This is a genomic window from Ekhidna sp. ABH4_415 (assembly GCF_056161305.1).
The window spans coordinates 165005-190585 of sequence record NZ_JBSWYW010000002.1 but is presented as its reverse complement, the minus strand read 5'-3'; the positions used below and the strand labels follow the sequence as shown (position 1 = coordinate 190585).

Annotated in this window: 28 protein-coding genes; 15 read left to right on the top strand and 13 right to left on the bottom strand. The window is 41.8% G+C overall.

Annotated features, from left to right (window positions below):
• Nucleotides 1-6 precede the first annotated feature (6 nt).
• The 8 genes from ACXAH9_RS03895 to ACXAH9_RS03860 all read left to right on the top strand — a co-directional run bounded on the left by ACXAH9_RS03895 (nt 7) and on the right by ACXAH9_RS03860 (nt 7021).
• A complete protein-coding gene (locus ACXAH9_RS03895; RefSeq protein ID WP_474893556.1) occupies nt 7-1275 on the top strand; it encodes a DUF2851 family protein in 1269 nt (422 codons plus the stop codon).
• A gap of 104 nt (nt 1276-1379) precedes the next feature.
• Nucleotides 1380-2441, top strand: coding sequence for a hypothetical protein (locus ACXAH9_RS03890; protein ID WP_474893555.1), 1062 nt, complete (start codon nt 1380-1382; stop codon nt 2439-2441).
• 33 nt (nt 2442-2474) lie between these two features.
• Entirely contained in the window at nt 2475-3110 is a 636-nt protein-coding gene (locus ACXAH9_RS03885; protein WP_474893554.1) for an acetyltransferase, read from the top strand.
• A gap of 16 nt (nt 3111-3126) precedes the next feature.
• The gene (locus ACXAH9_RS03880; RefSeq protein WP_474893553.1) at nt 3127-3744 is read left to right on the top strand and encodes a hypothetical protein; all 618 of its coding nucleotides are present in this window, start codon (nt 3127-3129) and stop codon (nt 3742-3744) included.
• Between the two features lie 16 nt (nt 3745-3760).
• The gene (locus ACXAH9_RS03875; protein WP_474893552.1) at nt 3761-4618 is read left to right on the top strand and encodes a Cbp1 family collagen-binding glycoprotein adhesin; all 858 of its coding nucleotides are present in this window, start codon (nt 3761-3763) and stop codon (nt 4616-4618) included.
• Between the two features lie 47 nt (nt 4619-4665).
• The gene (locus ACXAH9_RS03870; RefSeq protein WP_474893551.1) at nt 4666-5028 is read left to right on the top strand and encodes a carboxypeptidase regulatory-like domain-containing protein; all 363 of its coding nucleotides are present in this window, start codon (nt 4666-4668) and stop codon (nt 5026-5028) included.
• Nucleotides 5029-5119: 91 nt separating this feature from the next.
• Nucleotides 5120-6082, top strand: a complete 963-nt coding sequence (gene trhO, locus ACXAH9_RS03865) for an oxygen-dependent tRNA uridine(34) hydroxylase TrhO (RefSeq protein ID WP_474893550.1) — start codon at nt 5120-5122, stop codon at nt 6080-6082.
• Between the two features lie 78 nt (nt 6083-6160).
• A complete protein-coding gene (locus tag ACXAH9_RS03860; RefSeq protein ID WP_474893549.1) occupies nt 6161-7021 on the top strand; it encodes a nucleoside phosphorylase in 861 nt (286 codons plus the stop codon).
• Here the strand turns inward: ACXAH9_RS03860 and ACXAH9_RS03855 are convergent, their stop codons facing one another.
• Genes ACXAH9_RS03855 through ACXAH9_RS03830 form a run of 6 tightly spaced genes read right to left on the bottom strand, consistent with a single transcriptional unit; the run spans nt 7022 to nt 11385 of the window.
• Nucleotides 7022-7288 carry a sll1863 family stress response protein gene (locus ACXAH9_RS03855; RefSeq protein WP_474893548.1) on the bottom strand — a complete coding sequence of 89 codons (267 nt, stop codon included), beginning with the start codon at nt 7286-7288 and terminating at the stop codon, nt 7022-7024.
• 23 nt (nt 7289-7311) lie between these two features.
• Nucleotides 7312-8322, bottom strand: coding sequence for a glycoside hydrolase family 113 (locus ACXAH9_RS03850; protein ID WP_474893547.1), 1011 nt, complete (start codon nt 8320-8322; stop codon nt 7312-7314).
• A 48-nt stretch (nt 8323-8370) separates the two neighbouring features.
• A complete protein-coding gene (locus ACXAH9_RS03845; protein WP_474893546.1) occupies nt 8371-9153 on the bottom strand; it encodes a queuosine precursor transporter in 783 nt (260 codons plus the stop codon).
• Nucleotides 9143-10066 (bottom strand): ribonuclease Z, encoded by a 924-nt coding sequence (locus ACXAH9_RS03840; RefSeq protein ID WP_474893545.1) that lies wholly within the window; start codon nt 10064-10066, stop codon nt 9143-9145. The genes ACXAH9_RS03845 and ACXAH9_RS03840 overlap by 11 nt, the downstream gene beginning before the upstream one ends.
• A gap of 2 nt (nt 10067-10068) precedes the next feature.
• The gene (locus ACXAH9_RS03835; protein WP_474893544.1) at nt 10069-10440 is read right to left on the bottom strand and encodes an STAS domain-containing protein; all 372 of its coding nucleotides are present in this window, start codon (nt 10438-10440) and stop codon (nt 10069-10071) included.
• Between the two features lie 6 nt (nt 10441-10446).
• On the bottom strand, nt 10447-11385 hold the full coding sequence (locus ACXAH9_RS03830; protein WP_474893543.1) for a phosphoribosylaminoimidazolesuccinocarboxamide synthase: 939 nt from the start codon (nt 11383-11385) through the stop codon (nt 10447-10449).
• Between the two features lie 48 nt (nt 11386-11433).
• On the opposite strand from ACXAH9_RS03830, the gene ACXAH9_RS03825 reads away from it, so the two are divergent.
• Entirely contained in the window at nt 11434-12252 is an 819-nt protein-coding gene (locus ACXAH9_RS03825; RefSeq protein ID WP_474893542.1) for an alpha/beta fold hydrolase, read from the top strand.
• A 359-nt stretch (nt 12253-12611) separates the two neighbouring features.
• Here ACXAH9_RS03825 and ACXAH9_RS03820 read toward each other — a convergent pair whose 3' ends face one another.
• The 4 genes from ACXAH9_RS03820 to ACXAH9_RS03805 form a co-directional block, all read right to left on the bottom strand.
• On the bottom strand, nt 12612-12770 hold the full coding sequence (locus ACXAH9_RS03820; RefSeq protein ID WP_424963601.1) for a hypothetical protein: 159 nt from the start codon (nt 12768-12770) through the stop codon (nt 12612-12614).
• Nucleotides 12771-12947: 177 nt separating this feature from the next.
• The gene (locus tag ACXAH9_RS03815) at nt 12948-13955 is read right to left on the bottom strand and encodes a 3-oxoacyl-ACP synthase III family protein (RefSeq protein WP_474893541.1); all 1008 of its coding nucleotides are present in this window, start codon (nt 13953-13955) and stop codon (nt 12948-12950) included.
• Nucleotides 13956-14047: 92 nt separating this feature from the next.
• The gene (locus tag ACXAH9_RS03810) at nt 14048-15598 is read right to left on the bottom strand and encodes a hypothetical protein (protein WP_474893540.1); all 1551 of its coding nucleotides are present in this window, start codon (nt 15596-15598) and stop codon (nt 14048-14050) included.
• A 65-nt stretch (nt 15599-15663) separates the two neighbouring features.
• Nucleotides 15664-16278, bottom strand: a complete 615-nt coding sequence (locus ACXAH9_RS03805) for a hypothetical protein (RefSeq protein ID WP_474893539.1) — start codon at nt 16276-16278, stop codon at nt 15664-15666.
• Between the two features lie 84 nt (nt 16279-16362).
• Between ACXAH9_RS03805 and ACXAH9_RS03800 the strand changes: the two genes are divergently transcribed.
• From ACXAH9_RS03800 to ACXAH9_RS03780, 5 genes are all read left to right on the top strand, one after another.
• Nucleotides 16363-16917, top strand: coding sequence for an RNA polymerase sigma factor (locus tag ACXAH9_RS03800; protein ID WP_474893538.1), 555 nt, complete (start codon nt 16363-16365; stop codon nt 16915-16917).
• Nucleotides 16910-17425 (top strand): hypothetical protein, encoded by a 516-nt coding sequence (locus ACXAH9_RS03795; RefSeq protein WP_474893537.1) that lies wholly within the window; start codon nt 16910-16912, stop codon nt 17423-17425. The genes ACXAH9_RS03800 and ACXAH9_RS03795 overlap by 8 nt, the downstream gene beginning before the upstream one ends.
• Nucleotides 17397-18458 (top strand): DUF4097 family beta strand repeat-containing protein, encoded by a 1062-nt coding sequence (locus ACXAH9_RS03790; protein ID WP_474893536.1) that lies wholly within the window; start codon nt 17397-17399, stop codon nt 18456-18458. Before ACXAH9_RS03795 ends, ACXAH9_RS03790 begins: the two co-directional genes overlap by 29 nt.
• Nucleotides 18459-18571: 113 nt before the next feature.
• Nucleotides 18572-20059, top strand: coding sequence for a S10 family peptidase (locus ACXAH9_RS03785; protein ID WP_474893535.1), 1488 nt, complete (start codon nt 18572-18574; stop codon nt 20057-20059).
• Between the two features lie 37 nt (nt 20060-20096).
• Nucleotides 20097-21263, top strand: a complete 1167-nt coding sequence (locus ACXAH9_RS03780; protein WP_474893534.1) for a TraB/GumN family protein — start codon at nt 20097-20099, stop codon at nt 21261-21263.
• On the opposite strand, the gene ACXAH9_RS03775 is transcribed toward ACXAH9_RS03780, so the two are convergent.
• Nucleotides 21264-22214: an L-threonylcarbamoyladenylate synthase gene (locus tag ACXAH9_RS03775; protein ID WP_474893533.1), complete on the bottom strand. Its 951-nt coding sequence runs from the start codon at nt 22212-22214 to the stop codon at nt 21264-21266.
• 90 nt (nt 22215-22304) lie between these two features.
• Here ACXAH9_RS03775 and ACXAH9_RS03770 point away from each other — a divergent pair, with 90 nt between their 5' ends.
• Entirely contained in the window at nt 22305-22460 is a 156-nt protein-coding gene (locus ACXAH9_RS03770) for a hypothetical protein (protein WP_349564294.1), read from the top strand.
• On the opposite strand, the gene ACXAH9_RS03765 is transcribed toward ACXAH9_RS03770, so the two are convergent.
• Together ACXAH9_RS03765 and ACXAH9_RS03760 are read right to left on the bottom strand one after the other, a co-directional pair.
• Nucleotides 22457-25225 carry a FlgD immunoglobulin-like domain containing protein gene (locus ACXAH9_RS03765; RefSeq protein WP_474893532.1) on the bottom strand — a complete coding sequence of 923 codons (2769 nt, stop codon included), beginning with the start codon at nt 25223-25225 and terminating at the stop codon, nt 22457-22459. The two genes, ACXAH9_RS03770 and ACXAH9_RS03765, sit on opposite strands and share 4 nt — an antisense overlap.
• Nucleotide 25226: 1 nt before the next feature.
• Nucleotides 25227-25580, bottom strand: a complete 354-nt coding sequence (locus ACXAH9_RS03760; protein ID WP_474893531.1) for a carboxypeptidase regulatory-like domain-containing protein — start codon at nt 25578-25580, stop codon at nt 25227-25229.
• Nucleotide 25581 lies beyond the last annotated feature (1 nt).

Sequence of the window (25581 nt, the reverse complement as noted above, 5' to 3'; positions counted from 1 at the left end):
AATGCTATGGACGAGCAGTTTCTCCACTACATATGGAAATATCAAAAGTTTGATCAAAATGAACTCAAACTAACCGATAATCAAACACTTAAAGTATTCTACCCTGGCTACCATAATCAGGACTCAGGACCTGATTTTGAAGAGGCACGCATCAAAATTGATTCGATTGAATGGGCAGGACAGGTAGAGATACACCTACATTCCTCCGATTGGAATCACCACAATCACCAACATGATCCGGCTTATAAGAATGTTATCCTCCATGTAGTCTGGAAGCATGACAAGGAAATCCAATTGAATGGAGCAAAAATCCCAACACTTGAACTGAAATCCATTGTAGATCCGACCTTAATAGAAAAATACAAAAAGCACGTTCAGTCCACCCAGGAAATTCTTTGCGCCAATCAGTTAATGGAAGTCTCTCCTTTGACTAAGCGCAGCATGCTGGACCGAACACTTGTTGAGAGGCTTGAAGAAAAAGCAGGTCGGATTCTTCGCCACCTGAAAAGCAACACAAACGATTGGGAAGACGCAACCTATCGAACACTGGCAGCCAACTTTGGGTTTGCAACCAACAAGGAAGCATTCATTCGATTGACTGAATTACTTCCATTCACTAAACTCAAGAAAACACTTCACGATGAACAATCAACGGAGGCTTTACTCTTTGGTCAGGCGGGTTTTTTAGACGTGCAAAAAGACGAATATCAAAGCACATTGAAATCAACGTATGATTTTCTGAGAAAGAAATTTGACTTGGCAGAACCAATGGTAAGTGCACAATGGAAATTTGGAAGGCTTAGACCTGCCAACTTTCCATCGGTTCGCTTGGCTCAGCTTGCCTCCTTGCTGCATCATCAGCCTAAACTTTTCACAGTCCTAACCAAGACGGAAAACACCACAGAGCTGAAAAAGCAACTATGCCCAACTTTGAACCCATATTGGCAAAGGCATTATAATTTTGGGAAAGAAAGGGAAAAAGCAATCAAACATTTTGGTCAAACCACGTTTGAGAACATCCTCATAAATACAGTGGCCCCTCTCCTGGCGGCCTATGCCAGACATACAGCAAATACGCGTTACATGGATCGTGCAATTGAGCTTCTTGAATCACTCTCAGCAGAAAGCAACCGAATCACGAAAAAGTGGAGTAAAACCGGTACTGAACCAAAGACTGCATTTGACTCACAGGCGCTTATTCAGCTTTTCTATAGTTACTGCCAGAAGCGTAGATGTCTTCAGTGTAATATTGGGGTTGAAATACTAAACCGATGATGTACTGGATCATTCATATAGTCCTGCTAAGCCTCTTTTCATTTCTTGTTTTCAGGTTTATGAAAACTGAGCTTCCAAATTGGGTCTTTTGGTCAGGTCTAGCTATGAAATTGGCAGCTGGGGTGGTCTTGGGATTGATCTTCTTTAAGTACTATGGATCGGGCGATACCATCAATTTTTTTGAATATGCGAAAAACGTTCAGGACTACAATGGTGACAGTCAACCAAGAACGCAATTTTTTGTACGCCTTCTCAGGCCATTAATAATAATTACAGGCGGATCTTACTGGATTACTTCCTTATACTTTTCCTTTATCAGTTTTTTATGTTTTTGGTATGGAAGTAAAGTTTTAATCACTTTTTATCCTCGCCTCAAATGGATCATTGCTATCTGCTTTCTCTTCATCCCTTCCGTTGTTTTTTGGTCCTCAGGTATTATCAAAGACAGCCTGGCCAGTGCTGCTTTAATCGTAGCTGTGGTATCAACGATACGTATTTATAATGGCAAAATCACCCTGATGGATTTATTGCTGATTTTAGTAGCTGCATTCTTGCTATTGAAAATCAAACACTACCTCTTGATCACCTTCATTCTATTTGCAGGTGTACTTTTTGCGATGATGCTATTTAAAAAGCTCAACAGAAAATGGAAATTTGCGTCTTTGCTGATCATAGCTATAGCTTTTTTCTCCACACAATTCATTCACCCTTACCTGGAAATTGATCGCATCCCGTGGACGCTTCATCAAAACAATAAAGCCATTATTGAAAAATCTGACGCAGGGGATGAGTTGGACATTGAACTTCAGACAGACTCGTGGAAAGAAATACTAAGTAATGTGCCCAAAGCACTACATGCTGGCTTGTTTCGACCTTCCATTTACGACCACACGCCAATCTGGGGATGGCTTCATCGTGCCGAAAATCTGATGCTCACTATTTTGGTTATGATGTCACTCATTCTGGTGCCAAAAGAGAAACCATCGGTAGAATGGCCGCTATTGATTGCATCCATTTGCAGCATTTTACTACTTGGAATTTTATTACCCTTATCAACTCCGAATTTTGGTACGCTCGTGCGCTACAAAAATGCATATATGCCTTATCTCTTCTTAATTAGCTTCATCCTTCCCTATCGATACATTGCTTCACAAACGGAAGAATAATCGCTAATTTTGCGCCTTCAAAAAAGGAAGGACATGGAAAAACCGGTAATCATTTTTGGATCAACAGGATTGGCTAAGGCCGCCCTTGAAATATTCAACTCAAATAACATTGTTGTTTACGGATTTTTAGATGATGATGAGAAAACGCACAACACAGAAATCAATACCGTGACTGTGCTGGGTACTACCGATGATCACGGGTTTACTAAACTCATTGGACAAAAGTGTGAGGCCTTTGTAGCCACGGATGATAACGCACAAAGAAAAGAGTACGTGGAATACCTCATTGAAACACGTAAGGTCATGCCTATGAACGCCGTACATCAATCGGCTTCCATTTCTGATTCATTCAGTATCGGTCATGGAAATTTCGTGAATGCGGGCGCAGTGCTTTCCAACGACTCAAAAATGGGAAATCACAATGTCATCAACTCCAAGGCGATTATTGAGCAGGAAGTGGAAATAGGGGATTTTGTGCAGATCGGTGCAGGCTCGATTATCAATACCAAAGTGAAAATTGAGGACGAGGTGTTTATTGGATCGGGCGTGACTGTCGTGGCTGGGGTGACCATTGAAAAAGGTGCCCGAATAGGTGCCGGATCAGTAGTAGTAGGTGATGTCAAGAAAGGCCAAACAGTATTCGGTAATCCCGCAGTGGGAGTTAAGTAATGCTTAAATTCCCGACATGAAAGCAAAACTTCTCCTTATTCCTTTTATTTTTTTTCTAAACAGCTGTGTGCCAGAAGGCATTATGCGCACATGGAATACGACTGAAGATTATGACAGAGATTTTCAGAATATTCTTGTTATGGGGCTGGTGAATAACGTAAATATTCGAAATGAAGTTGAAAATGAGGTCGTATTCGCTGGTAGAAAAGCAGAAGTTAAATGTGTTAACGGGATGTCAATGTTTCCTCCAGAGTTAGGGAAGCCTTTTGAGGATGTAGAACGTGCAAAAGAACGCATGAGAAATAATGGATTTGATGGGGTAATAACAGTAACACTGGTAGACATCAATGAAGAAAGATATACACCTCCTGAATTAGCTTATGCACCCTTCATGTATTACAACAGATTTGGTAACTATTTTTTCAGAACTTACGACCTGGTTTATATACCAGGCTATTTCACTCGTAATACTAAATACTTCATTGAAACAAACTTCTATGAATTGAAGGTTGGTAAATTGGTTTGGTCAGGTCGATCAGCAACATTCACTCCCACCGAATTAGACAGATACTTACCCACCTATGCCAGGGGACTATTCAAAGAGCTCAAACATCAGCGCATAATTGCAAAATGAATGTTAACTTGTTAGTGTGAGACTATCAGTTATTCTTATCATCACATGTGTTTTAGCGTGTAGCAAACAAGACGCTCAAGAAGCCCTACGCAAAGAGAACGAAGCACTAAAAAAAGAAAATACACGCCTAAAAAATAAACAAAGAATCCAGGATGCCTCTATCAGTGGATACAGGCGTACGCTTGAGGAAATAGATTTCAATCTCAAAAAGATTGAGCTTAATTGGTCTTTAATCAATGAAATAGCACTGGAGGAAGAAAGTCATGAAGCGGTTGAATCTCGGATAAAAAGTCGGATTATGTATATCGACAACCTATTTGGGAATACTAACCTAAAGATCCAGTTATTGGATAAAAACTTAAACTCCCTGAGGAAAGACTCTGAAAATAAAAGTGACGAAATTCTGAGTCTGGATCGTTCACTAAAAAGTAGTGCTCGTATCTTGATGGAAAAAGAAGAAGAGTACAGAAGGAAAAAAGAGGCGCTGGAATTAGAGGTTGGAGACTTAGAGAAATTATATCTTGAACAGAAAGCCTACACTGATCAAATCAAGCAAATACTGAATCGAGCATACTATTATTTCGGAAGCAATAAAGAGCTTAAATCATCCAAGATAGTAGATGAAAAAGGGGGCTTCATCGGCATTGGTAGAGTTAAAGTGTTGAATGCCCAAATGGACAACATTGGATTTCAAGAAATAGAAAAGGACAAGACTAATTATTTCACCATTAAAAGCAATAAAGTAAAATTGATCACCACCCATCCAAAAAATAGTTATAGACTGGATCACCTTAATGGATCTACAAAGCTTACCATTCTCGATATGAAAAAATTCTGGAAGACTGGTAACTACTTAATTATCCAAACGAATTAATAGTGACTCTCATACTAACTTACATGAAAGTATAAAGCTAAAATTCTATGAAAAATAAATGGACACTAAGCGTATTCTTTCTGTTAACTATGTTGGCAGTAAATACCACCACTGCATCATTACAGGTGTTGAAAACTAAGTTGCAGGTGACTGTAATTGACGGTCTTGGAAATTACGTAGAAGGGGCAACAGTGACAGTATATTCGACTGCCGAAGACTATAAGAAAAGCGAGAATGCAGTCATTCAGTCGAAATCAGATAAGAAAGGAAGGGTTTTATTCAAAGAACTAGAAACAAAACTCTACTTCTTAGATGTTCGGAAAGATCAAATGAATAACGATGGTGAAGGCGTGCAAACGGGACCCTTAACAAAAGGGAAGATTAATAAGGTAAATGTCGTTATCGAATGACATAAAGCCTGATGCACCCCATCTGGTTTTCTTTATAAATCTTTAGTTTTGCGCCCATATTAACACCCTGCTGAAACAGGGCTCGGTTATTATGGAAAAACATTACGTATTACTCTATTACTGCTACAGTAAAATCGACAACCCTGAAGAGTTCAGGGAACAACATCATAAACTTTGTTTAGATCTGGATCTAAGAGGACGAATCATTGTCGCCTCGGAAGGTCTCAATGGAACAGTGTCTGGAACACAGGAGGCATGTGAAAAATATATGGATGCTGTAACAAGTGATCCGCGTTTTGCTCACACCGAATTTAAAGTCGATACAAACGATCAGCCCGCATTTGAAAAACTGCATGTGCGCGTGAAGCCGGAAATCGTTCACAGTTCTTTAAAAGATATCGATCCAACCAAGAAAACCGGTGGCTATGTGGAGCCGGTGGAATTCAGAAAAATACTTCAAGAAGAGCCTGAAGACACGATCATCCTGGATGTTCGTTCCAACTACGAACACATGATCGGCAAATTCAAAAATGCCATTACCCTGGATATCGACAATTTCCGTGACTTCCCTGAGAAAATTGAGGAACTAAAAAAGCACAAAGACAAAAAGATTGTCACCTACTGCACAGGGGGTATTAAATGTGAAAAAGCGAGCGCCTACCTTCTGGAACAAGGATTTGAAAATGTACACCAACTACACGGCGGAATCATTAAATATGGGTTAGAAGCAGAAGGAGCGGATTTTGAGGGCAAATGCTATGTATTTGACAACCGTATTGTAAAAGATGTCAATAAGGTAAACCCAAAGGTGATCTCTAAATGCTACGTAACAGGTGAGCCATGTGACAGAATGGTGAACTGTGCAAACCCTCATTGCAATATGCACATACCGATGAGTGAGAAAGGTGCTGAGATTTACAAGGGTTGCTGCTCGGAGGAATGCATGAATAATCCGGATAGAAGACCTTATGATGGAACCGGTTTTTATCAAAAAAAAATGAACGGCTACAATCCGTATAAAGGATTAAAAAGGAAGGCCACCACAAAAAGCTAGATTAACTTTTTGTAAATAAAGCGGTTCTAAGGTGTTTCCTCGTTACTTTTAAGGGACCCTTAGAAACCTGATCTAGCTATGCCTCACACTTTTTCTGAGACGGACCTTATTCTCAATCCGGATGGTAGCGTTTATCATCTAAGTCTGAGACCAAAAGATATCTCCGATAAAATCATCGTCGTAGGCGATCCTGGGCGGGTACATAGAGTTTCACGTCACTTTGATTCTGTAGAGTTTGAGATGAACAAGCGTGAATTCATCACTCATACGGGCAAATACAATGGCAAGCGACTCACTGTCATTAGTTCCGGAATGGGAACAGACAATGTAGAAATTCTGATGACCGAGTTGGATGCGCTATTCAATATCGATCTGGTACACAGAGAGCCAAAACCAAGAAGAAAAAAGCTTCAAATCATTCGCATTGGAACTTCCGGCACCATCCGCGATGAAATCAAAGTTGGAAGTCACCTCGCAACCGAATATGCTATTGGCATGGATCCACTGATTCACTTTTATAAGCTCAAGCACAAAGGAAAAGAGCGACGGATTGTTGAGAAGTTTCAGGAAGAAATAGGTATCCCTTACCAACCGTATTGTTTCAAAGGGTCGACTGCTTTATTTGAAAAGTTTAAAGACTGCACCATCGCTGGCAATACGGTGACGTGTCCGGGCTTTTATGCTCCCCAGGGCAGAGAGTTGCGAATTCCCATTCGCTTCAAAGACATTATTGAAAAGATGCAGTATTTCCACGCAGAGGATGTGTGGCTCACCAACCTTGAAATGGAGACAGCTGGCTATTATGCTTTTGGGAAATTACTGGGACATGAGATGCTTAGTCTCAATGCCATTATGGCCAATCGCATCAAAAACAACTTTGCTAAAGATCCTAATAAAGTAATTGATAGCCTGATCCAAAAGGTACTGGATCGGATTTGATCATTTAAAAAGCGACCCAAATGCTTTGTGAAGTGCTTCGGCTGCATCATTGAGATGTTCACGAGCCTGTGCCCATTTTTCATTCCCATTTGAGGATCGATTTCTGATTTGCTCTTCAATCTTTTCTTTCTGAGCCTTAAGCCTTTCAATCTGCACTTCCATATCTTCTGAAACTTTCGAGCCTGCCTCTTTTGTCTCTTCAACCAACCGATCAATTTTCTTTCCCAGCTCTGCCAGGATATCCTCTACTTTTCGTTTCTCACTCATAGTTTAGTCGTTAAAATGGAAAATTAACGGTTTTTCCCATACCACCGGGCAATAACCTCTTCAGCAGGCTTATTCTGGGGAGTCCACTCGGTACCACGCCAGCGGCCATACCGAGACGTAAAGTGCCACTTCCAGAAAAATCCACCAGCCCACCACGCCTCGTTTTCCAATGCCTGAAAAGTAGCTTCATACGCATCCGCCTGCAGCTGAGCATTGGCGTTAGATTCTGATTTATCAACCTCCCAGTGGCTGCCTGTCGCACCATTTGCACTCTGAAATCCATATTCGGTAAAAAGAATGGGTTTGCCCCATTTTTCGGAAAATAACGATAGCTGCTGCTTGATAGGCTCCCACCCTTCCTTGATCTCAGATAGTGACGGGTGACTTCCCTCTGCGAGTGGAAAATACGCATCGATACCAATGTAGTCTACCTCATCCCACCAGGTGATATTCTTGTAGTTATCCCAATTGGAGGCATAAGTAATCTTGCCTTTGTATACTTTGCGAACCTGCTTAATTAATGACCTCCAAAACGCTGGTCTCTCCCTTGCCGGGATTCGATACTCTGTACCAATGCAAAAAAGCTCAACACCCATGGAATCTGCTTTTATCGCATGATTCAGAATGTACTTGGTATAGTCTGTTTCCCATACTTTCCATTTCTCTTCAGAATCCAGGTTGAAGTCTCCCACCCAGCCAGCGCCCCTGGCCCATACATGAGGCTTTACCATCACTTTCAGCCCATGATCTTTGGCGTATTGAATCAGCGTGCAGTTGCCATCAGTATGCTCACCCCACCACTGTCGGGAGTGATCAAATGAAACATTAGGCTCACCATCTCGCGAAAAGGCATATGGTATAAGTGCGACCCACCCAGCATTCACACGCTTCACTTCCGCCATCTTTTCTGCTGTAATCTCACGAGGAGGATTTACCAGGCTGGCACCTGTAATCCTGGCCTCTTTACCTGGTGGCAAAACAACCATGGCTACAACGCCAAAGGCAAGAATTACTACAACGAAAAACAATCGCATGATGGAAAGATACGAGAACTTAAAGCGGGAAGTTTTAATTGAGTTATGTCAAAACCCACTCGCACTTGCCTCTTCCTTGATCCGATCTGCCTCCTCTTTTCCCAGGTATTTATCAATGAGAAAGTGTCCGAGGTAAATGAGCGGAGTAAGCGCAATTGCTACAATAAACTTGTAGATGTAGTTGAGTGAGCCAACAGACATCACCTGAGAGAAATCCCACCGGCTCTCTGCAGGTGCCAGAAGGTAAAAAGCTATGGCCAGCACCACAAAGCTGTCTATGAGCTGCGAAATCAGTGTTGAACCAGTGGCTCTTAGCCAGATCATCTTCTCTCCGGTGATCTTTCGTAAGCGCTGAAATATAATCACATCCAATAGTTGCCCGATCAGGAACGCAATGATGGAACCAACAATAATCCCTAAACCTTGCGTGTAGATTTTATTGAAGGCAAAGTTCATGTTGAAATCATTACCATCAGAATCCGTATTGTTTACCTCCAACCAAAATCCTGCAGGACTCAGCTTAGTCACTAACCAGATCATTAGAAAAGCATATGCGATACTGCCAACCGCAATGAAACTGATTTTCCGGACGCCTGCTTTACCAAAGTATTCATTGATGATATCCGTGGTGATAAATACCACCGGCCAGATCATCACTCCGGCGGTCAGGTTGAAGTCCAGCGTATAACCAAAGATGTCAAGGTTTGCTGGCTGCCAGCCAAGTGTTTGCTCCAGTGAAAAGATCTTAACCCCTATCAGCTCAGCCAGGATCGCATTGGTCAGGAAAATCGCACCAAGTATGATGAATAAGTTTTGCTTCTTATTTCCCATCCACGATAAATTTAGTACCCTCTATTGCCAGTTCAGAACGTTCAAAGACAGCTTTTGCTTCATCAATGATCGGATCCAGTTCTTTGTACCGCGCGGAAAAGTGACCGAGCACCAATTTTCCTACACCCGCCTCTTTGGCGTATTGTGCGGCTTGCTCTGCCGTGGTGTGATAGGTAGCTATCGCCCGTTCTTTCATGTCATTGGCAAAAGTAGCCTCATGATATAGTAAGTCTACCCCCCTGATTTTTTCGAGTAGCTCTGGACGTAAGCGTGTATCTGAAAAGAAAGCATAGCTAAAACTGGGGTTGGGATCCAGCGTCAGCACTTTATTTTCATATTTGATCTCTCCCTGTTCATCCAGGATATCCTCTCCATCCTTTAGACGAACAATATCCAGATTAGAGAGCTTCACTTCTTCCAGCATTTTTCGGTTGATGCGACGCTTCTTTGGTTTTTCCTTAAATAAATACCCGGAACAAGGCACCCGATGATCCATCGGCAGGGTTGTCACTGTATACTTGGGATGATCGTAAATCAATTCTGATTCACCGGGAGTGAACTCCTTGAAATTGATTCTGAAATTAAGAGAAGTCTCGGAATATCGCAATTGAAGCTGGAGAATCTCAGACAGCCCCGGAGGACCTATAAGCAGCAAATCTTTCTTCCTCCCAAATAGGTGCATAGTAGATAGCAGACCTATTAAACCAAAGTAATGATCGCCATGCAGGTGTGAAATGAAAATATGATCAATACGTGAGAGCTTGACCTTATTTCGCTTCATGAGGAGCTGGGTTCCCTCCCCACAGTCAATCAAAAAATACTGATCCTGGAGTTTTAAAACCTGCGCAGTGTGGTGCCTGCGATGAGCAAACGCCGCAGAGTTGGAACCTAATATCAGTAGTTCAAGGCTCAAATTTATTCTGCTGCGCCCTGTCCCTTGTTGATTGCCGCTAATAATACCATGTCAGCAGCCTCTTCCTGCCCAGCCACAATGTTCATTACTTTATCCAGTTGGCTGATCGAAATCAACTTCATCACATGGTCGGTAACGTTGAAAAGGACAAATGCTCCAGACTCTCCAAATGTGCGATTGCCAACGAGCAATGCACTTAGCCCACTGGAATCTACATATTTTACATCAGCCATATCCACAATCAGGCTTTGAACCCCATCCTGAGACAGTTTCATAAACTCTGATTTCAGCTCTGGGGATACCGTGGAATCAACTTTCTCCTGGTTGATCTTTGCTATTGAATAATTCTCGTATTTGTCTACAGTAAATTCCATAATCTTCTATTCTACTATTTGGGCTATTTCCTCTTTAATTCGGGCTAATTTATCCGAGTATTCGTCTTTAACAAACTTTTCCCCGGAGATGTTCTCATAAAGTTCAATGTACCGATCTGAAATGAGTGCTACTCGCTCCTCGGGTATTTCCGGTATTTGCTGTCCCTCTTTGCCTTGAAATCCCTCAGAAATCAACCATTGTCTTACGAACTCCTTGGAAAGTTGTTTCTGTGGCTCATTATTTTTCAATAGCTCCTCATACGGATCAGCATAAAAGTATCGGGAAGAATCTGGCGTATGCACCTCATCAATCAGATAAATCTGTCCATTATACTTTCCGAACTCATATTTGGTGTCTACCAATATTAATCCGCGCTCAGCAGCTATTTCTGTCCCCCTCTTGAAGAGTTTACGCGTGTAATCTTCCAGCTTTAGGTAGTCTGCCTCGGCTACAATTTCCTGCTTCAAAATTTCTTCCCGAGATATGTCTTCATCATGCCCTTCATCCGCTTTGGTGGTCGGAGTGATGATTGGTTCTGGAAATTTTTCATTTTCCTTCATCCCCTCAGGCATTGGCACACCGCACAACATGCGTTTCCCGTCCCGATATTCACGCCAGGCATGCCCTGTCAGGTATCCTCTGATGACCATCTCCACTTTGAATGGATCACATCTTTTGCCGAAGGTTACATTCGGGTGTGGGGTCTTTTCCACCCAATTGGGTACTATATCGCTGGTGGCATCCAGAAACTTGGCTGCCAGTTGATTTAACACCTGCCCTTTGTAAGGAATTGGCTTAGGAAGTACCACATCGAATGCTGAGATTCGATCAGTCGCAATCATGGCCAGCTTGTCGCCAAATTCATAAACCTCGCGAACCTTTCCGGTGTATTTTCCGGTTTGTCCTTTAAATTGAAAATCAGTGGAAATGATGCCTTGTGACATAGAGGGCAAATATAGCCCCATGTCTATGATTGGCTCTACAGATACCCGATGAAAAAACTCGCAATCATACTCGCTTTTTTTGCTGCATGTGAATTTCGGATGAGTGATGAGGAAGCTCAAGAGGAGTTGAATGAAACAGTAAACATCCAATTTGCCGGTCTAAAGGTAGGTGAAAGGAGTATGCACTATGCCTTCTCAGATCAAAACAAGGCCTTTCTGATCGTCTTTTTACATGGATCACCCGGCTCATGGAATGCTTTTATTGATTTCTTCAAAATGGACACACTTACCAATGAATTTGATATCCTTTCAGTCGATCGTCCGGGCTTTGGCAATTCAGGATATGGAGTAGCTGAACCCTCGCTAGAAAAACAGGCATTCCTGATCAACGAAATTTTGAATCAGTTTCCCCAAAAAAAGAAAATCCTCATAGGCCATTCATTGGGTGGGCCGGTTGCAGCCCGGATGGCTATGGACTACCCCTGTGCATACCATGGGATGATTCTGGTGGCCCCATCTATAGACCCTGACATGGAAGAAGATGAATGGTATCGTTCGGTCATTGACACCAGATTCGGAGCATTCTTTACACCTAAAGAATTCGAGGTTAGTAATGACGAAATAATGCCGCTAAAAGATGAGTTAGAATTAATGGAGCCAATGTGGTTCAAAATAAAAATACCAACGATCGTCATACACGGTTCGGACGATTCGCTGGTACCAAAAGAAAATGCAGCTTTTGCGAAACGTGTACTCCCGGATTCATTATTGCGTATCAATATGCTGGAGGGTGTTAATCATTTCATACCATGGACGCATCCGCAAGAGATAATAAAGGCCATCAATCAACTGACTGATGGCCTATGATCTATCCTCCATAGCTAGACGCTGAGCGTCTGTTTCATAAATGTCTCGCATTTTTCCCTGCTACCTATATACAGGATGCTAAAGCCTTTCTTTACCATCCAGTCACCTGTTTGTGATTTTGTTAGCCGTATTTTATCGTCGCTTCCTCTTTTTGCAAATAACCTAAAAAGATTCATGGTGAGTTAATTTTAAGTTAAAAATTGTATCATTTATATATTAAACATGAATATAATGATTTTTGTTGTGTTTAAATACAATTTTTTATCAATATTTTCATATTTTTAATATACACGCATAAAAAAAGGCGGACACTTCAATAGAAATGCCGCCCCCTGGTGAGATTTTCTTTTATTGATCCCTTACATCGCGTGACTCATGTACGTTTCACACTTGTCCTTGGATCCAATGTAGAGTACAGTTGAACCCTTCCTTACGACCCATTCCCCACTTGCTTCTTTTCTCATTTTTAGCTGGTTTTCGTCAGTTGATTTTCCTAGTAGCGTTTTAACGAATTTCATTTCTAATAGATTACGGTTGATTATACTTTGTTAAGAACAAATTTAACTATTTCAAGTGTTAAATTGAAATAATTACAATAGTTCTTTATATAATTCAATTAAATAACGTCTACGGCTTAATTAGTCGACAAAAACGTGCGTTTTGTCCAATTCGAAATCACTAAATAGTATGCATGCCTACCAGTTTATCAGTGCAGAAGCCCAGGTAAATCCGCTTCCAAAAGCAGCCAGACAAATAAGATCACCTTCTTTAATCTTGCCTTCCTGAAACGCTTCACTCATGGCTATTGGGATGGAAGCGGCTGTGGTATTCCCATATCGCATGATGTTGTTGTAAACCTGATCATCTGATAGTCCCATCTTTTTCTGTACAAACTGACTTATTCTGAGGTTTGCCTGATGTGGAACCAACAAATCAATTTCATCAGGTTTTTTTTGATTGGTAGCCAATGCCTCACCTATCACTTCCATAAATCGGGTCACTGCGTGCTTGAATACAAAGTTTCCATTCATATATGGGTAATAACTGGAATCTTGGGGATCATTTTCTTCGATGATCTCCGGAACCCATCGCCCAGTATTCGGCCCAATCAAGGCTAGCTCTTCCGCATGTTTTCCCTCCGAATGAAGGTGTGTGGATAGAATGCCTCGATTTTGGTCCTCTGATCGTTGGACCACAGCAGCTCCTGCGCCATCCCCGAAAATGACAGTAACTCCTCTTCCTCGTGTGGATTTTTCCAGTCCGCCGGAATGATTTTCAGCACCTATAACCAGGATATTCTTATACATCCCCGTTTTGATAAACTGATCTGCCACGGACAGGCCATAGACAAAACCAGAACATTGGTTTCTCACATCCAGAGCTCCAATTTCTTTGATACCTAATTGCTCCTGCACCATTACCCCAGGACCTGGGAAATAATAGTCCGGACTGAGTGTAGCGAAGATAATGAAGTCAATATCATCTGGCGTGAGGCCAGCATTCTTTATGGCCATCAATGAGGCTTTGGTACCCATAGTTGATGGACTATCACCGGATTCCGGCTCAATCCATCTTCGTTCTTTGATCCCAGTTCGCTCAGTTATCCACTCATCACTCGTGTCCATCATTTTGGACAAATCTTCATTGGTCACGACATTATCGGGTACATAATGCCCAAGACCTGCAATTATTGAGGTATACATGCTGCTTATTTTATTCGAATATAAGAAAGAGCGGCTATTGGAGAGCCCCCATCACTAAACTCTTCGACCAAGCAATGGTTTATAATCGAGGATTAATTATTGTTCCTCTTTAAATAGAAATCCTTCAAATAGGTGGTACTAACACCACCTGTGGCATGAATTTCGAAATCTTCAAGGTCAATAATCTTTAAAGTTCCATCGATTTTAATCTCTACCTTGTATACATCATCCGCATTAATAGTCATCTCATACTGACCTTCGTTATCAATGTGAGAGAAGAAATACATATCTGTATATTCAACAGGACGGAAGAAGATTCGCGCATTGGTAATCGGTTCCCCTGTTTCCTCATCCAGCACTCGCCCTTTGATTTTTATGGTATGTATCTCCCAAAAGAAGAAAATGTCATAATCACCAATGGTGTGCAATCGGTTGGAAGTAAAGTAACCTGACATTTGATCATTATTGAGTTTAAAGTGCATCTCATCGTCAGGAGAATTTACCGGAAAACCCATGTTTTCAGGTTCTGACCAGGTAAAGGTTTCCGGGTCGTATTCAGATTTGAAAATATCATACCCCCCCATCGTCTCATGGCCATCAGAAGCAAAATAGAGTGTCATCTCATCTGGGCTCAGATAAGGGCTATCCTCATTGTACTCACTATTAATGGTAGTTGCAAACAACTCAGGCTTACTCCAATTGCCTGACTCAGGATCGCGTATAGATTCAAATAAATCAAGATTTGGGTCTTTTTTGGTTCCTACGTCTTTAGCAAAAATGATTCGGTCTTCATGCTCATTAATGAAGAAATGAGAACTTAAATGTGTGGAAGAAATTTTGCTATCAAATTCCCTTGGAATGCTCCACCCTGTTCGGCTATCTGTCGGCTCACTGTAAAATAGGTCACCACCCTTGTCAGTTCTAAACTGAAACAATCGACCATCCTCAGCAACTACTTCAATGTTTGAGTTCTCTCTGGTGAATACACCTACATTGTAGATCACCTCGGGCTCTGACCAGGACCGACTTCCCTCGTGTCTAGTATGATAAATTTGGAATTGATCAGGATTGTTTTCGTCACGGTTTGATAAAAAAAGCAGTTCCTCATTATCTGCAAAATACACCGGACTTAGTTCAGCATTCTTGGTGTTAATGCCTTTTTCCAAAAGATGAATTTCATAGTATTTTGGATTATCCATAAACTTCTTGGCATTTATGGCCCAGTTTGCCCAGCGACGAGCTTCTTCTAAGATGATGTCACTCTTTTTCGCAGGTAGATTGATGAATTTTTTTAAAGATTCTAAGGCCTCCTCAAATTCATATTCCTTCATCAAAATACGCCCCTGCCAGTAATAGTAGAATTTATCTCTGCTAGCCATGGTTTCCTCATAGTCATTGAAAGGCCCCATATCTTCATACTGAGTGATGGAGAGTAGCTTACAAATTTCAATTTTATAATCGATATCCTCGTAGCTGGAATCATAAGACTGAATTGCCTGATACTGCTTCAGTGCTTCACCAAATTTCTCATCGTAAAAGGTTTCCTCGGCATCTGTATACATTTTGTACAATTGCTGGCCATGTATGTCAGTAAAAATTACCAACGCCAGAATCGTAAAAATCACGCGGAAAACTTTCATCATGTTTATCTCAAATAATTCCTGCACAAGTTTAATTAAATAACCCTAAACGTCTATTAGTAAATAAGTTATTGATTGAAATAACCAATCCTAACCCCAAAACCAATATACACTCCGGAAAAATCATCACCAGATATACTGGACAGGTTAAGGTCTTGCATCTTTTGATAACCAATCATAACACAAGGCTTAATATACCTGAGTTTCAAAAATTCACCAACTAACCCAAACTTCATCATTGAAAATTCATCTCGTAGAAAATCCTGACCATCCTCCACATTCTTCCAGATCATATCTCCTTTATAATATCCTGCATTGATCCACAGCCCAATTTTGTCGTTATCAAGAAAGCGGTAGGACACGCGTGGACCACCATAGCGATAATTCAGATCAAAGACATTAGGAAATACTACAAATGTCTGAACAGCCCCTTGAAAATCGTGAATGGTAAATTCCAGCGACCAACGTTCATACTGTACGCCTCCTCCAAGCATACTTACCAAGTTGTAATCCGGTGAACTTGGCTCAAATGACACACCTCCAACGGCATAAATCCCTAAATAATAGGGTGGTGGTTCTTCTTCTACCGTGTCAATAGCAACTGTATCCATTGCTACTGTATCTATCTCCTGAGACCAGGAAAGAAACGGAATCAATATAAGAACCCAGAAGAGTTTTTGCATAATTTTAATCTGATCGGCCAAAATTAACAACAACATGCAACCCATGTCCCCTTTGCCAGTCTTTACGATGAACTAACCTGAAAATTGGAAGCAAATACGGTAAATATTCACGCCGACCTGATAGCCGGGTGCAAAAATGATGACAGCAACGCGCAGTTTGAGATATACAAACTGTACAACAAAGCGATGTTTAACACTGCACTTAGAATAACAGGTAATGAGAATGACGCTGAGGATGTTTTGCAGGAAGCATTTGTAAGTGCATTTCAACACCTATCCAGCTACAGGGAAGATGCCTCATTTGGAGCATGGCTAAAGCGTATCGTCATCAATAAGGCGCTGAGTCATGTGCAGCGGGTAAAAAAAGACATGATGTTGGCAGAGGACGTAAGGGAGGAGGCCAGCGAGTATGAACCTGAAAAAACGGAACCAAATTATACTGTTGGTCAGGTGAAACAGGCAATGAAAGCATTGCCATCCGGATTCAGAACGGTACTATCACTCTATCTTTTTGAGGGATATGACCACAAAGAAATAAGTGAAATACTGGGTATTACGGAATCAACTTCTAAATCTCAGTATAAGCGTGCTAAAGACAAATTAAAAATGATTATAAAACAGGAGGTAAACTATGGGTGATCAACTGGAGAAATTCATCATGGGGAACAGGGAAGCATTTGACGATGCTGCACCCTCTGATCAAACATGGAGTAAGATCGATCAGCGATTAACCAAAAAAGGATCAGTCTGGCCTACTATCTGGAAAGTTGCTGCGATGCTTTTTATGGCGTCAACTATCTTTTTAATGATTGACAAAAACACGAATGAATCAGAGGGCCCGATACTCAGTGAAGAATTCACTCAGGCAGAGGATTATTATGTGACGCTGATCAACCAGAAAAGACAAGCAATTAAAAGTCAGCTTACTCCTAAACAACATGAACAATTTTTGGTAGAGATCGACCAACTGGACTCTATGTATGTAGAGCTCAAGAAAACCTACCAAACCAATGCTTCTAGTGACCGGGTGGTGGATGCTATGATCAATAATCTGCAGTTGAGATTGGATATCCTGAACAAGCAACTAGACATTTTAGAAAACATCAAAAACCAAAACAATGAAAGCGACATATCTATTGAAATATAAAATATTGGCACTTTGCCTTCTGTTAGCCACACTAGCGTTAGCTGGCGACCAGGATCAGAAAAAGAAATACGTAGAGAAAAACTATAAAGTGAGTGCTTCGACCAAGCTGAAAATCGAGAACAAGTTTGGTAAGGTAGAAATTAACTCCTGGGAAAAGAGTGAATTCGATATTAAGGTGGAAATCATTGGTAAAGGACGAAATGAGGAACGAGCACAAAAAATACTTGATGACATTGAAATTGATATCACAGAAAGCAGCTCAGAGATCATTTTTGAAACGGAAATCGAAAGCTCTAAGAATAAAAATGAGGAGGGTTTTGAAATCAATTACACCGTTTTCATGCCTGAGCGTAATCTATTGGAAATTAAGAACAGCTTTGGAGACGTGACCATGGGCAACAGGGACAATGACCTTGACATACATGTTTCTTATGGTTCATTGAAAGCCGGGGATGTAGCCGGGGATGCAGATATCAAAGTATCTTTTGGAAGTGGCAGTATGGGCAAAATCAATGATGGAGAAGCCACCATTAAATACAGCAATTTTGAAATTGATGGGGCCAATATTCTTGAACTGACACAGGGGTTTTCAGATATAGAAATTGGTGAAGTAAAAGACCTGGAATTAGAAAGCAAGTATGGAAAAGTGGAAATTGAGAAAGCCGGTAATGTAGATGCAGATGCTCATTTCACAGGGTTGGAAATTGAAGAGCTAACTGGAAGTTTGAAACTGGATTGCAGCTACCTTGGCGATTTCAGGATAGAAAAGCTTGCCAAAACCTTCACTCAGGTTGACATTGATGGAAAGTTTGGCTCCTATGAAATTGGTTTGGAAGATGGACTAAATGCAGACATCAACGCTGAGTTTTCTTTTGCAGACTTAAAAGTTTCATCAGATGTAGACGCCACTTTCAACTATCGGGTAAAAGAATCTAATCGAAGCACGTATAAAGGAAAAATAGGAAAGGGCGATCCGAACAAAATGATACGAATTGATTCCAGTTATGGAAACCTAAGGCTCAAGATGGACTAATCCTCAAAATAACAACTGACCGAAAGACATGCTCATTTACCGAGTGTGTCTTTTTTATTTACAGACCCCCAAAACTTTGGTAGATTCACTACAAAATTAAAATTCAATCTATCATGAAGAGTATACTCACCATTTTCTCTTTTGTGCTGTTTTTTACCCTTGTGGCTCAGGATCGTTCCATTCCTGCCGATGAAACAATTACTACAACACACCAGGTAAGTATCAAAGGAAAATCCATACCCTATAAAGCAACTACGGGTACACAACCAGTTTGGAATGAGAAAGGAGAAGCTATCGCGGCTGTCCACTTTACCTATTACGAACGTTCCGATATTAAAAGCAAAAATACCCGTCCACTTCTAATTTCATTCAATGGTGGACCTGGCTCAGCGTCTGTTTGGATGCACCTTGCCTACACCGGACCAAAGATTTTGAAGGTAGATAATGAAGGCTTCCCGATCCAACCATACGGAGTAAAAGATAATCCCAATTCCATTTTGGATATGGCGGATATTGTGTTTGTAAACCCGGTGAATACCGGCTACTCCAGAATCCTTGATACCGAGAATACGGACCGTGAATTCTTCTTTGGCGTAAATGAAGACATCTCATACCTCGCAGACTGGATCAACACGTTTGTGACACGAATGAATCGGTGGGAATCACCAAAATACCTGATCGGTGAAAGCTATGGAACCACTCGGGTTTCAGGTCTGGCTTTGGAACTACAAAACCGACAATGGATGTACCTCAACGGAGTGATCCTGGTCTCTCCTACTGAGCTTGGCATTCATAGCGGACGAGGACGCAGAGATGGTCCATTAGGTGCTGCTTTGAGGGTACCATACTTCACGGCAGCTGCCTGGTATCACGAAAAGCTTCCTCAGGACTTGCAAAGCAAGGACTTGCTCGAGGTTTTGGATGAGGCTGAGACCTACGCAGTTCAGGATTTAATGCCAACGTTGGTGAAAGGTGGCTTTGTCGCGGAGGAAGAAAAACAACAAGCCGCAAAAATGATCGCACGATATTCCGGAATATCTGAAAAAGTAATTCTCCAGTACAATCTGGATGTTCCTACCTCTTTCTTTTGGAAGGAACTTCTGAGAGATGAAGGCTATACCATTGGACGATTAGACTCACGATACAAAGGAATTGACCGAACCGATGGCGGTGATCGTCCTGATTTCAACTCTGAATTGACTAGCTGGCTGCACGCCTTCACCCCTGCGATTAATTACTATTACAAGAATGTGTTAAACTATCAGACAGACATCAAATACAACATGTTTGGTCCGGTGCACCCATGGAATAGAGATGGCAACAATACAGGTGAAAACCTACGTCAGGCCATGGCTCAAAATCCATACCTGCATACAATTATTCAAAGTGGGTATTATGATGGAGCAACCAAGTACTTTGATGCGAAGTATACGATGTGGCAGATTGATCCAAGCGGTAAAATGAAAGATCGACTTTCCTTTCAGGGATATCGAAGCGGACATATGATGTACCTTCGAAATGAGGATTTGATCAGCAGTAATGATCACCTTAGAGAGTTCATACAAAAAAGTCTGCCGGGAAATAGGCCAGCAAAGTATTGAGGCAATTTTTCATATACTGACACGTTGCTGAAATTGAATGAAAATCAGCTTATCCCTTTCGTTAATATTTCTATGTGTTGCAGGGTTCATCATCGCTCAACCCTCCTCAAATATTCGTGCGGTCAGTATTGAAGATGATAATAATTTCAATGGTTTCGAACTGATAGAACCGGATAACAATCAGTTGTTTGTACTTGCGGAGCATTGGCACAACATCCAAAGTGTGCCCAGAGCGACGATGAAGGTGCTCAGGTACCTCCACCAAAATGCCGATGTTCGGATTTTAGCCATCGAACAGGGTGCGAGTGTGGCGTATATGATCAATGACTACCTGGAATCAGGAGATACTACTAAGCTTCGACAAATCGCCCGAAACACCATGTTTTGGGGAAAAGAGAACTGGGAGTTTTTCGAGGATCTTTATGCCTTCAATCAATCACTACCTGAAGATGATCGTGTTTTTATTAAAAGCATTGACATTGAATACAAAATGGAATCAGCCATTTTCGTCATCAATCAGCTGATTGGTGACAAGGAGATACCAGAAAGTCTGAGCAGAACCGTCGGAGTTTTTAAGCAACTTTTTGAGAATACACGCGAACATCGTGAACAATACCAGGGCCTTTCTGTGATGTACTATTACGATCGTGAAGTGGTAGAAAGTCTGGTTCTGATGACGATCGAGGAAATGGAGCGAAAAAGTGATGAATACACAGACTTCTTCGGAGATGATTTTGTTCGGTTTGCAACCATGATCCTGGAGATGGATGACGGCCTCACCTTTGATTACACGAATCCGAATAATAATTACAAATTCCGAGACAGATTGATTTACAGAAAGTTTGAGTCACTTATCGAAGAATATCCTGAAACGGGGATCTTATGCGTAATTGGCATGCGTCACGCCACCAAAGGATCATCAATCTACAAACTTGATAAGCTTTCGTTTTCTCCGCTTTACGAGAAGGTGTCAATCATCAAGGTTTCGGCGCTTTTCAATAAAATGATTATTTCCAGCGACCTGAAGCGCCTCAATTTCAATTATCCGAATCATTTAAAAAACAACATTGCTACGCTCATCCGCCACACAGAGGAAGATGCTGCGCTACGTTCATCAAAAGGTTTTGATTATACACTTTTCATAAATAGCAATGGTGAAATCACCCCTTTTGATAAAGTGTATAAAAAGGAATATGGTGAATGATTAAACTGCCGCTCTTCTCAGGCGATCATTAATGGCTTTTCCTAATCCTTTCTGAGGTAGAAATTCCGTAAGGATTACCTCAATATGTGGTTGATCCATTTTTCGCAAAGCTGAAAAAATGTTGCGAGCTGCCTCGTCCAGATCACCAGCAGGAGATAGCATAACCTGATTCTTCTCAGGAACATCATAAGTGCCCATAAACGTTAAAATACCTGTCGTTTTAGGATTTAACTTTTTTAGGTTTTCCGATATATCTCCAATAATCATCTTCCTTCCCGGAGAGTAGTGGGACTTCAACATACCCGGCGCAGCAGGATTAGAGCTCTCGTTAACCTGAATTTTAACGTTTCCGACAATCTCTTCTATAGCCTCCACCTTTGTACCGCCAAGTCTGTAAACAACCACATCCTCTCCATCAAATCCCACAATGGTGGATTCTAATCCAATATGACATGGGCCACCATTCAAAATATATGGAATCTTATCACCGAGTTGGTCCTCAACATGCTGGGCAGAGGTAGGAGAAACATACCCAAAAGGATTGGCACTTGGAGCTGCCAATGGAAATTGTAATGCTGTCAGAAGTTCTAAAGTCAACGGATGATCCGGGATTCGCACAGCAACCCGATCAAGGCCTGAAGTAAGCAAATCTGGAACCGAAGATTTTTTGTTCAGCAGGATCGTTAACGGGCCGGGCCAAAAGGCATTGGTCAGTTCATAGGCTTTGGATGGTATTTCCTTAACAAGACCTTCAATTTTATCCAAAGAATTCGTATGGGCGATCAATGGATCAAACTTAGGACGATTCTTAACAGAATAAATTTTGAGTATCGCATCTTCATTCAATGCGTTCCCTGCCAGACCGTAGACGGTTTCTGTGGGTATGCCTACCACTTCACCATTTTCCAGCAATTGTTTTGCCTTTGATATGTCTTTGCCAATTTCAGCCACGATCTAAAAATCTAAAAACGCAAAGATGAATGAACGATTTGAATTTGTCATGTGGCAGTGAAATACTTATTTTAGTCTAAAACCTACACCATGACAAAAAGTACAAGAAATACCTTACGAATTGCATCATTCATCCTGGCAATATTGATCATACTTATGGACTTGGGGGTGATACCAAACATCATCAATTATCACTTTTGGGTGATGGTAATCGCCTACTTTCTGTTGGTATTGAGTCTACGTTAGCGTCGGAGTAGCAATCGTCCGGTTTTAGATCCACCTTTGTATCTGATCCTGTAGAGGTATGTCCCGTTTGCTAATGGGAAACCGGAAGGTGTAGTGCCATTCCATGTCACAGTGTTCGTTCCTTCGTATTGCGGTCCCCATAAAATGGTATTCACCAGGGCTCCACTGGCAGTCAGAATATCAATTCTTACATCTCCATCTTCAGGGATGGAGTATTGAATATTGGTTCTCTCCTGAAATGGATTAGGATAAGCAGCAAGAAGCTGAAAGCTATTCCCCTGATCAGATTCTGTTTCAATAGATTTGAAATTGCTGACTTGTGTGGAATAAACACCATTGCCATGGGTTGCAATAACCAACCTTCCATCACTGGCTCTGTAATCCATCATGGTAACAATGGAGCTGCCAATAAGTCCAGGTGACTCCTTAATCCAGGTGGTTGTAGTGGAAACGTTATCAGCTGAATAAAGACCGACACTGGTACCTACAAAGACCTGATAGCCAGTGTTTGTTGGCACCACCTCTGTCCATCGAACACTAGGGCCATTGCCAGAACCGTCAGGGTTCTCTTCTAGATTTCCGCTCACATCCATAAACGTCTCCCCTCCATCCTTACTTTCAAAAATGGACGGCACATTGTAGCTGGAAAAAACGACCACTACATGATCTTGATCTTCCGGATTGACAGAAATACTCGAAACATATCCATTTGTTAATGAGTCCAGCTTCACTACATTAAAGCTTGGTGATTCATCTGCATTATCTAGCCTGAATAACTCTCCCGAAGCTGTTCCGAAGTAAACTTTTTCCCCGTCTTTAGATATATCTACTGCACTGACCAATCCATCACCAACTGGCTCTTCTGTAACCCTTTCCCATCCAAGGTTGGTTGGCGTCTGTGATCCTCCTGGTATTTGACTCACATTCGGATGAAAGTATAGGTGATTTCCACCCGCGCAAAACATTCGATTTTCATTGGTTGGATCTAGTGTGAATGGATTTACGAAAAGGTAAATAGAGCCAGCTTCCTCCACCAGACCACCTGGGTCCACACGTCCAAAAGATGTGAGCTCAAAGTCTTCATTTAAGGTAAGTCTCAACGTCTGACCTCTCTGAAAAGAAGCGAACCAGAGCGTGTTGTTTTGAGTGGTGGCTGAATACCCACCATCGCCACCAATTATAGTACCCCAGGACGGATTGCCATTTGGAGCGAGATCGGTTCCATTATCCTGCATGCCTCCTATGAGAGTTTGATCCCCGGGAACTTTCGACTGTGCTATTGTAAAGAACTGTGAGGTTACAAATCCATCATTCCTACTTTGCCACACTACCGAGTCAGCAGCAATGTCTCCTGTCCGAATCAACCCCCCATCGCTGGCTGAAAGTGCAACATCCGGATTGCTCGGTAAAAACAATAAATCGTGCTGATCTGGATGATGATTCACATACGGTTTGATTTTTCCTCCGGGATCATACCCCCCAATCCACTTGATATTCTCCTGCGTTCGGAAACCATCGATAGAACGATAGAGGTTTGTGGCTCCTACAAAAACCAGGTTAGGATCTTGAGGATGAACACGAAGCATCATGTTATAGGATCCCTGAGTGTCAATGTCTCCCAACTCTGCTTCAAAATCAGGAATTTCTCGGGGTTCCGGATCAAACCCATTGATTCTTCCCGGACTATTTATCAATGACAATCTATGTTCTAGAATAAATATCGGATTGGAATCGAGCATAAAATAGGCAACATCCGGGTTGGATGGACTGGTGCCAATCACTACGCGCCGGTATTGAGACTCATCTGTTAAAGGTGTGATGTCTTCCCAATTCTGGCCGTCGAGAGAATAATATAAACCTGCATCAGGAGATTTCTCATCAGTTGGTGATTCAGTGGAAAGTCCTGCATAAAAAACATTATCATTCGAGCGTTCCAAAGAGGTGTAAAAGGAAGCGCTGACCTCATTCAAATCAACTGACTCATCTAATCCTAATAACTCCTGACCAATCTCAATCTCCCAGGTGTTCCCCCCGTCTAAAGAACGCAAAATTCCGCCAAACGCCGCGACCAACACTTCTTCTTCTAGCAGGTTCTCCGGATTTATTTCAATATCCCAGATATACTGAAACTGACTGTTAAACACATTGGGCTCAGAATCCTGCGTCGATGGAATTGGATCCCAGGTTTCACCATTATCCGTCGATTTGTAAATGCCATCTCCTCGAAACGGTGCTCCACCTCCACGAGCTGAATTTCCTACAATTTCTCCCGTGCCATGATACCATGTATCTTCCATTCCTGGACGAATATCCTGCACAATACAGGTCACGCTATTCCGATTCTCAGGATTGGACTTTCTGACCCAGGTTATACCTCCATCAGTACTTTTCCAGACTCCTCCAGATACACCGCCGGCAAGGATCACGTTTTCGTTCCTTACATCGAAAGCCACCGCGCGGGTTCTTCCACCTACATTTACTGGTCCTTCAGACACATAGGTAAGCTGTGTTAAACGCATGCCGTCCGTCTGTTGAGTTAGCAAACGGTCAAATTGAAGCTCCGCTTTGCGAATATTAGAAGGAACATTCCCAGTGGATGGATCAGCTGTCAGCATCTGCTGATATTCCAGCCGACCCATTAAGTCTTCTCTGCCTCCTATTTCTGAAAGATCGTCCCTGACTTCAAAAGTGTATTGCGGAGAAAAAACTGATGCTGAATCTCCAACAAGGAGAACGAAAAGAAGAGCAGCTAAAAGTCTTTTCAATCTATTCGATTACCGTATTGACTTTGTTAATTCTTCCTTCTGAGAGTTCTCCAGTCTTCACGCCCTCTCCATTGTTATTCATGTCTTCGAATTTTGCCTCTACAAAGTAGGCCATTGGCTTGACGTCTTTGAAGGTCACTCGGCCTTTCTTATCGGTCTTTAACGTAGCTACTGCATTTTCACTTGCCAGATAGTCTTTTTCGGTTTCGTAAATGGAGACAGTAGCCCCTTCCACAAAGTTTCCAAGTCCGTCTATGACCGTCACTCGCAGTTTCGTAGGTAGCAATTGAGCCTCTGCTTTATTGAATGCTGATGATCCCAGCAGTATTACGGTAATTAATGTAAGTACTCTCATA

Coding starts and splice junctions, on each gene's coding strand:
- ACXAH9_RS03790 (WP_474893536.1), top strand. CDS start 17,397: ATGAAAGCGACATATCTATTGAAATATAAAATATTGGCACTTTGCCTT.
- ACXAH9_RS03820 (WP_424963601.1), bottom strand. CDS start 12,770: ATGAAATTCGTTAAAACGCTACTAGGAAAATCAACTGACGAAAACCAG.
- ACXAH9_RS03880 (WP_474893553.1), top strand. CDS start 3,127: ATGAAAGCAAAACTTCTCCTTATTCCTTTTATTTTTTTTCTAAACAGC.
- ACXAH9_RS03845 (WP_474893546.1), bottom strand. CDS start 9,153: ATGGGAAATAAGAAGCAAAACTTATTCATCATACTTGGTGCGATTTTC.
- ACXAH9_RS03780 (WP_474893534.1), top strand. CDS start 20,097: ATGAAAATCAGCTTATCCCTTTCGTTAATATTTCTATGTGTTGCAGGG.
- ACXAH9_RS03870 (WP_474893551.1), top strand. CDS start 4,666: ATGAAAAATAAATGGACACTAAGCGTATTCTTTCTGTTAACTATGTTG.
- ACXAH9_RS03830 (WP_474893543.1), bottom strand. CDS start 11,385: ATGTCACAAGGCATCATTTCCACTGATTTTCAATTTAAAGGACAAACC.
- ACXAH9_RS03890 (WP_474893555.1), top strand. CDS start 1,380: ATGAAATTGGCAGCTGGGGTGGTCTTGGGATTGATCTTCTTTAAGTAC.
- trhO (WP_474893550.1), top strand. CDS start 5,120: ATGGAAAAACATTACGTATTACTCTATTACTGCTACAGTAAAATCGAC.
- ACXAH9_RS03760 (WP_474893531.1), bottom strand. CDS start 25,580: ATGAGAGTACTTACATTAATTACCGTAATACTGCTGGGATCATCAGCA.
- ACXAH9_RS03815 (WP_474893541.1), bottom strand. CDS start 13,955: ATGTATACCTCAATAATTGCAGGTCTTGGGCATTATGTACCCGATAAT.
- ACXAH9_RS03770 (WP_349564294.1), top strand. CDS start 22,305: ATGACAAAAAGTACAAGAAATACCTTACGAATTGCATCATTCATCCTG.
- ACXAH9_RS03885 (WP_474893554.1), top strand. CDS start 2,475: ATGGAAAAACCGGTAATCATTTTTGGATCAACAGGATTGGCTAAGGCC.
- ACXAH9_RS03795 (WP_474893537.1), top strand. CDS start 16,910: ATGGGTGATCAACTGGAGAAATTCATCATGGGGAACAGGGAAGCATTT.
- ACXAH9_RS03785 (WP_474893535.1), top strand. CDS start 18,572: ATGAAGAGTATACTCACCATTTTCTCTTTTGTGCTGTTTTTTACCCTT.
- ACXAH9_RS03850 (WP_474893547.1), bottom strand. CDS start 8,322: ATGCGATTGTTTTTCGTTGTAGTAATTCTTGCCTTTGGCGTTGTAGCC.
- ACXAH9_RS03895 (WP_474893556.1), top strand. CDS start 7: ATGGACGAGCAGTTTCTCCACTACATATGGAAATATCAAAAGTTTGAT.
- ACXAH9_RS03860 (WP_474893549.1), top strand. CDS start 6,161: ATGCCTCACACTTTTTCTGAGACGGACCTTATTCTCAATCCGGATGGT.
- ACXAH9_RS03810 (WP_474893540.1), bottom strand. CDS start 15,598: ATGATGAAAGTTTTCCGCGTGATTTTTACGATTCTGGCGTTGGTAATT.
- ACXAH9_RS03855 (WP_474893548.1), bottom strand. CDS start 7,288: ATGAGTGAGAAACGAAAAGTAGAGGATATCCTGGCAGAGCTGGGAAAG.
- ACXAH9_RS03825 (WP_474893542.1), top strand. CDS start 11,434: ATGAAAAAACTCGCAATCATACTCGCTTTTTTTGCTGCATGTGAATTT.
- ACXAH9_RS03835 (WP_474893544.1), bottom strand. CDS start 10,440: ATGGAATTTACTGTAGACAAATACGAGAATTATTCAATAGCAAAGATC.
- ACXAH9_RS03805 (WP_474893539.1), bottom strand. CDS start 16,278: ATGCAAAAACTCTTCTGGGTTCTTATATTGATTCCGTTTCTTTCCTGG.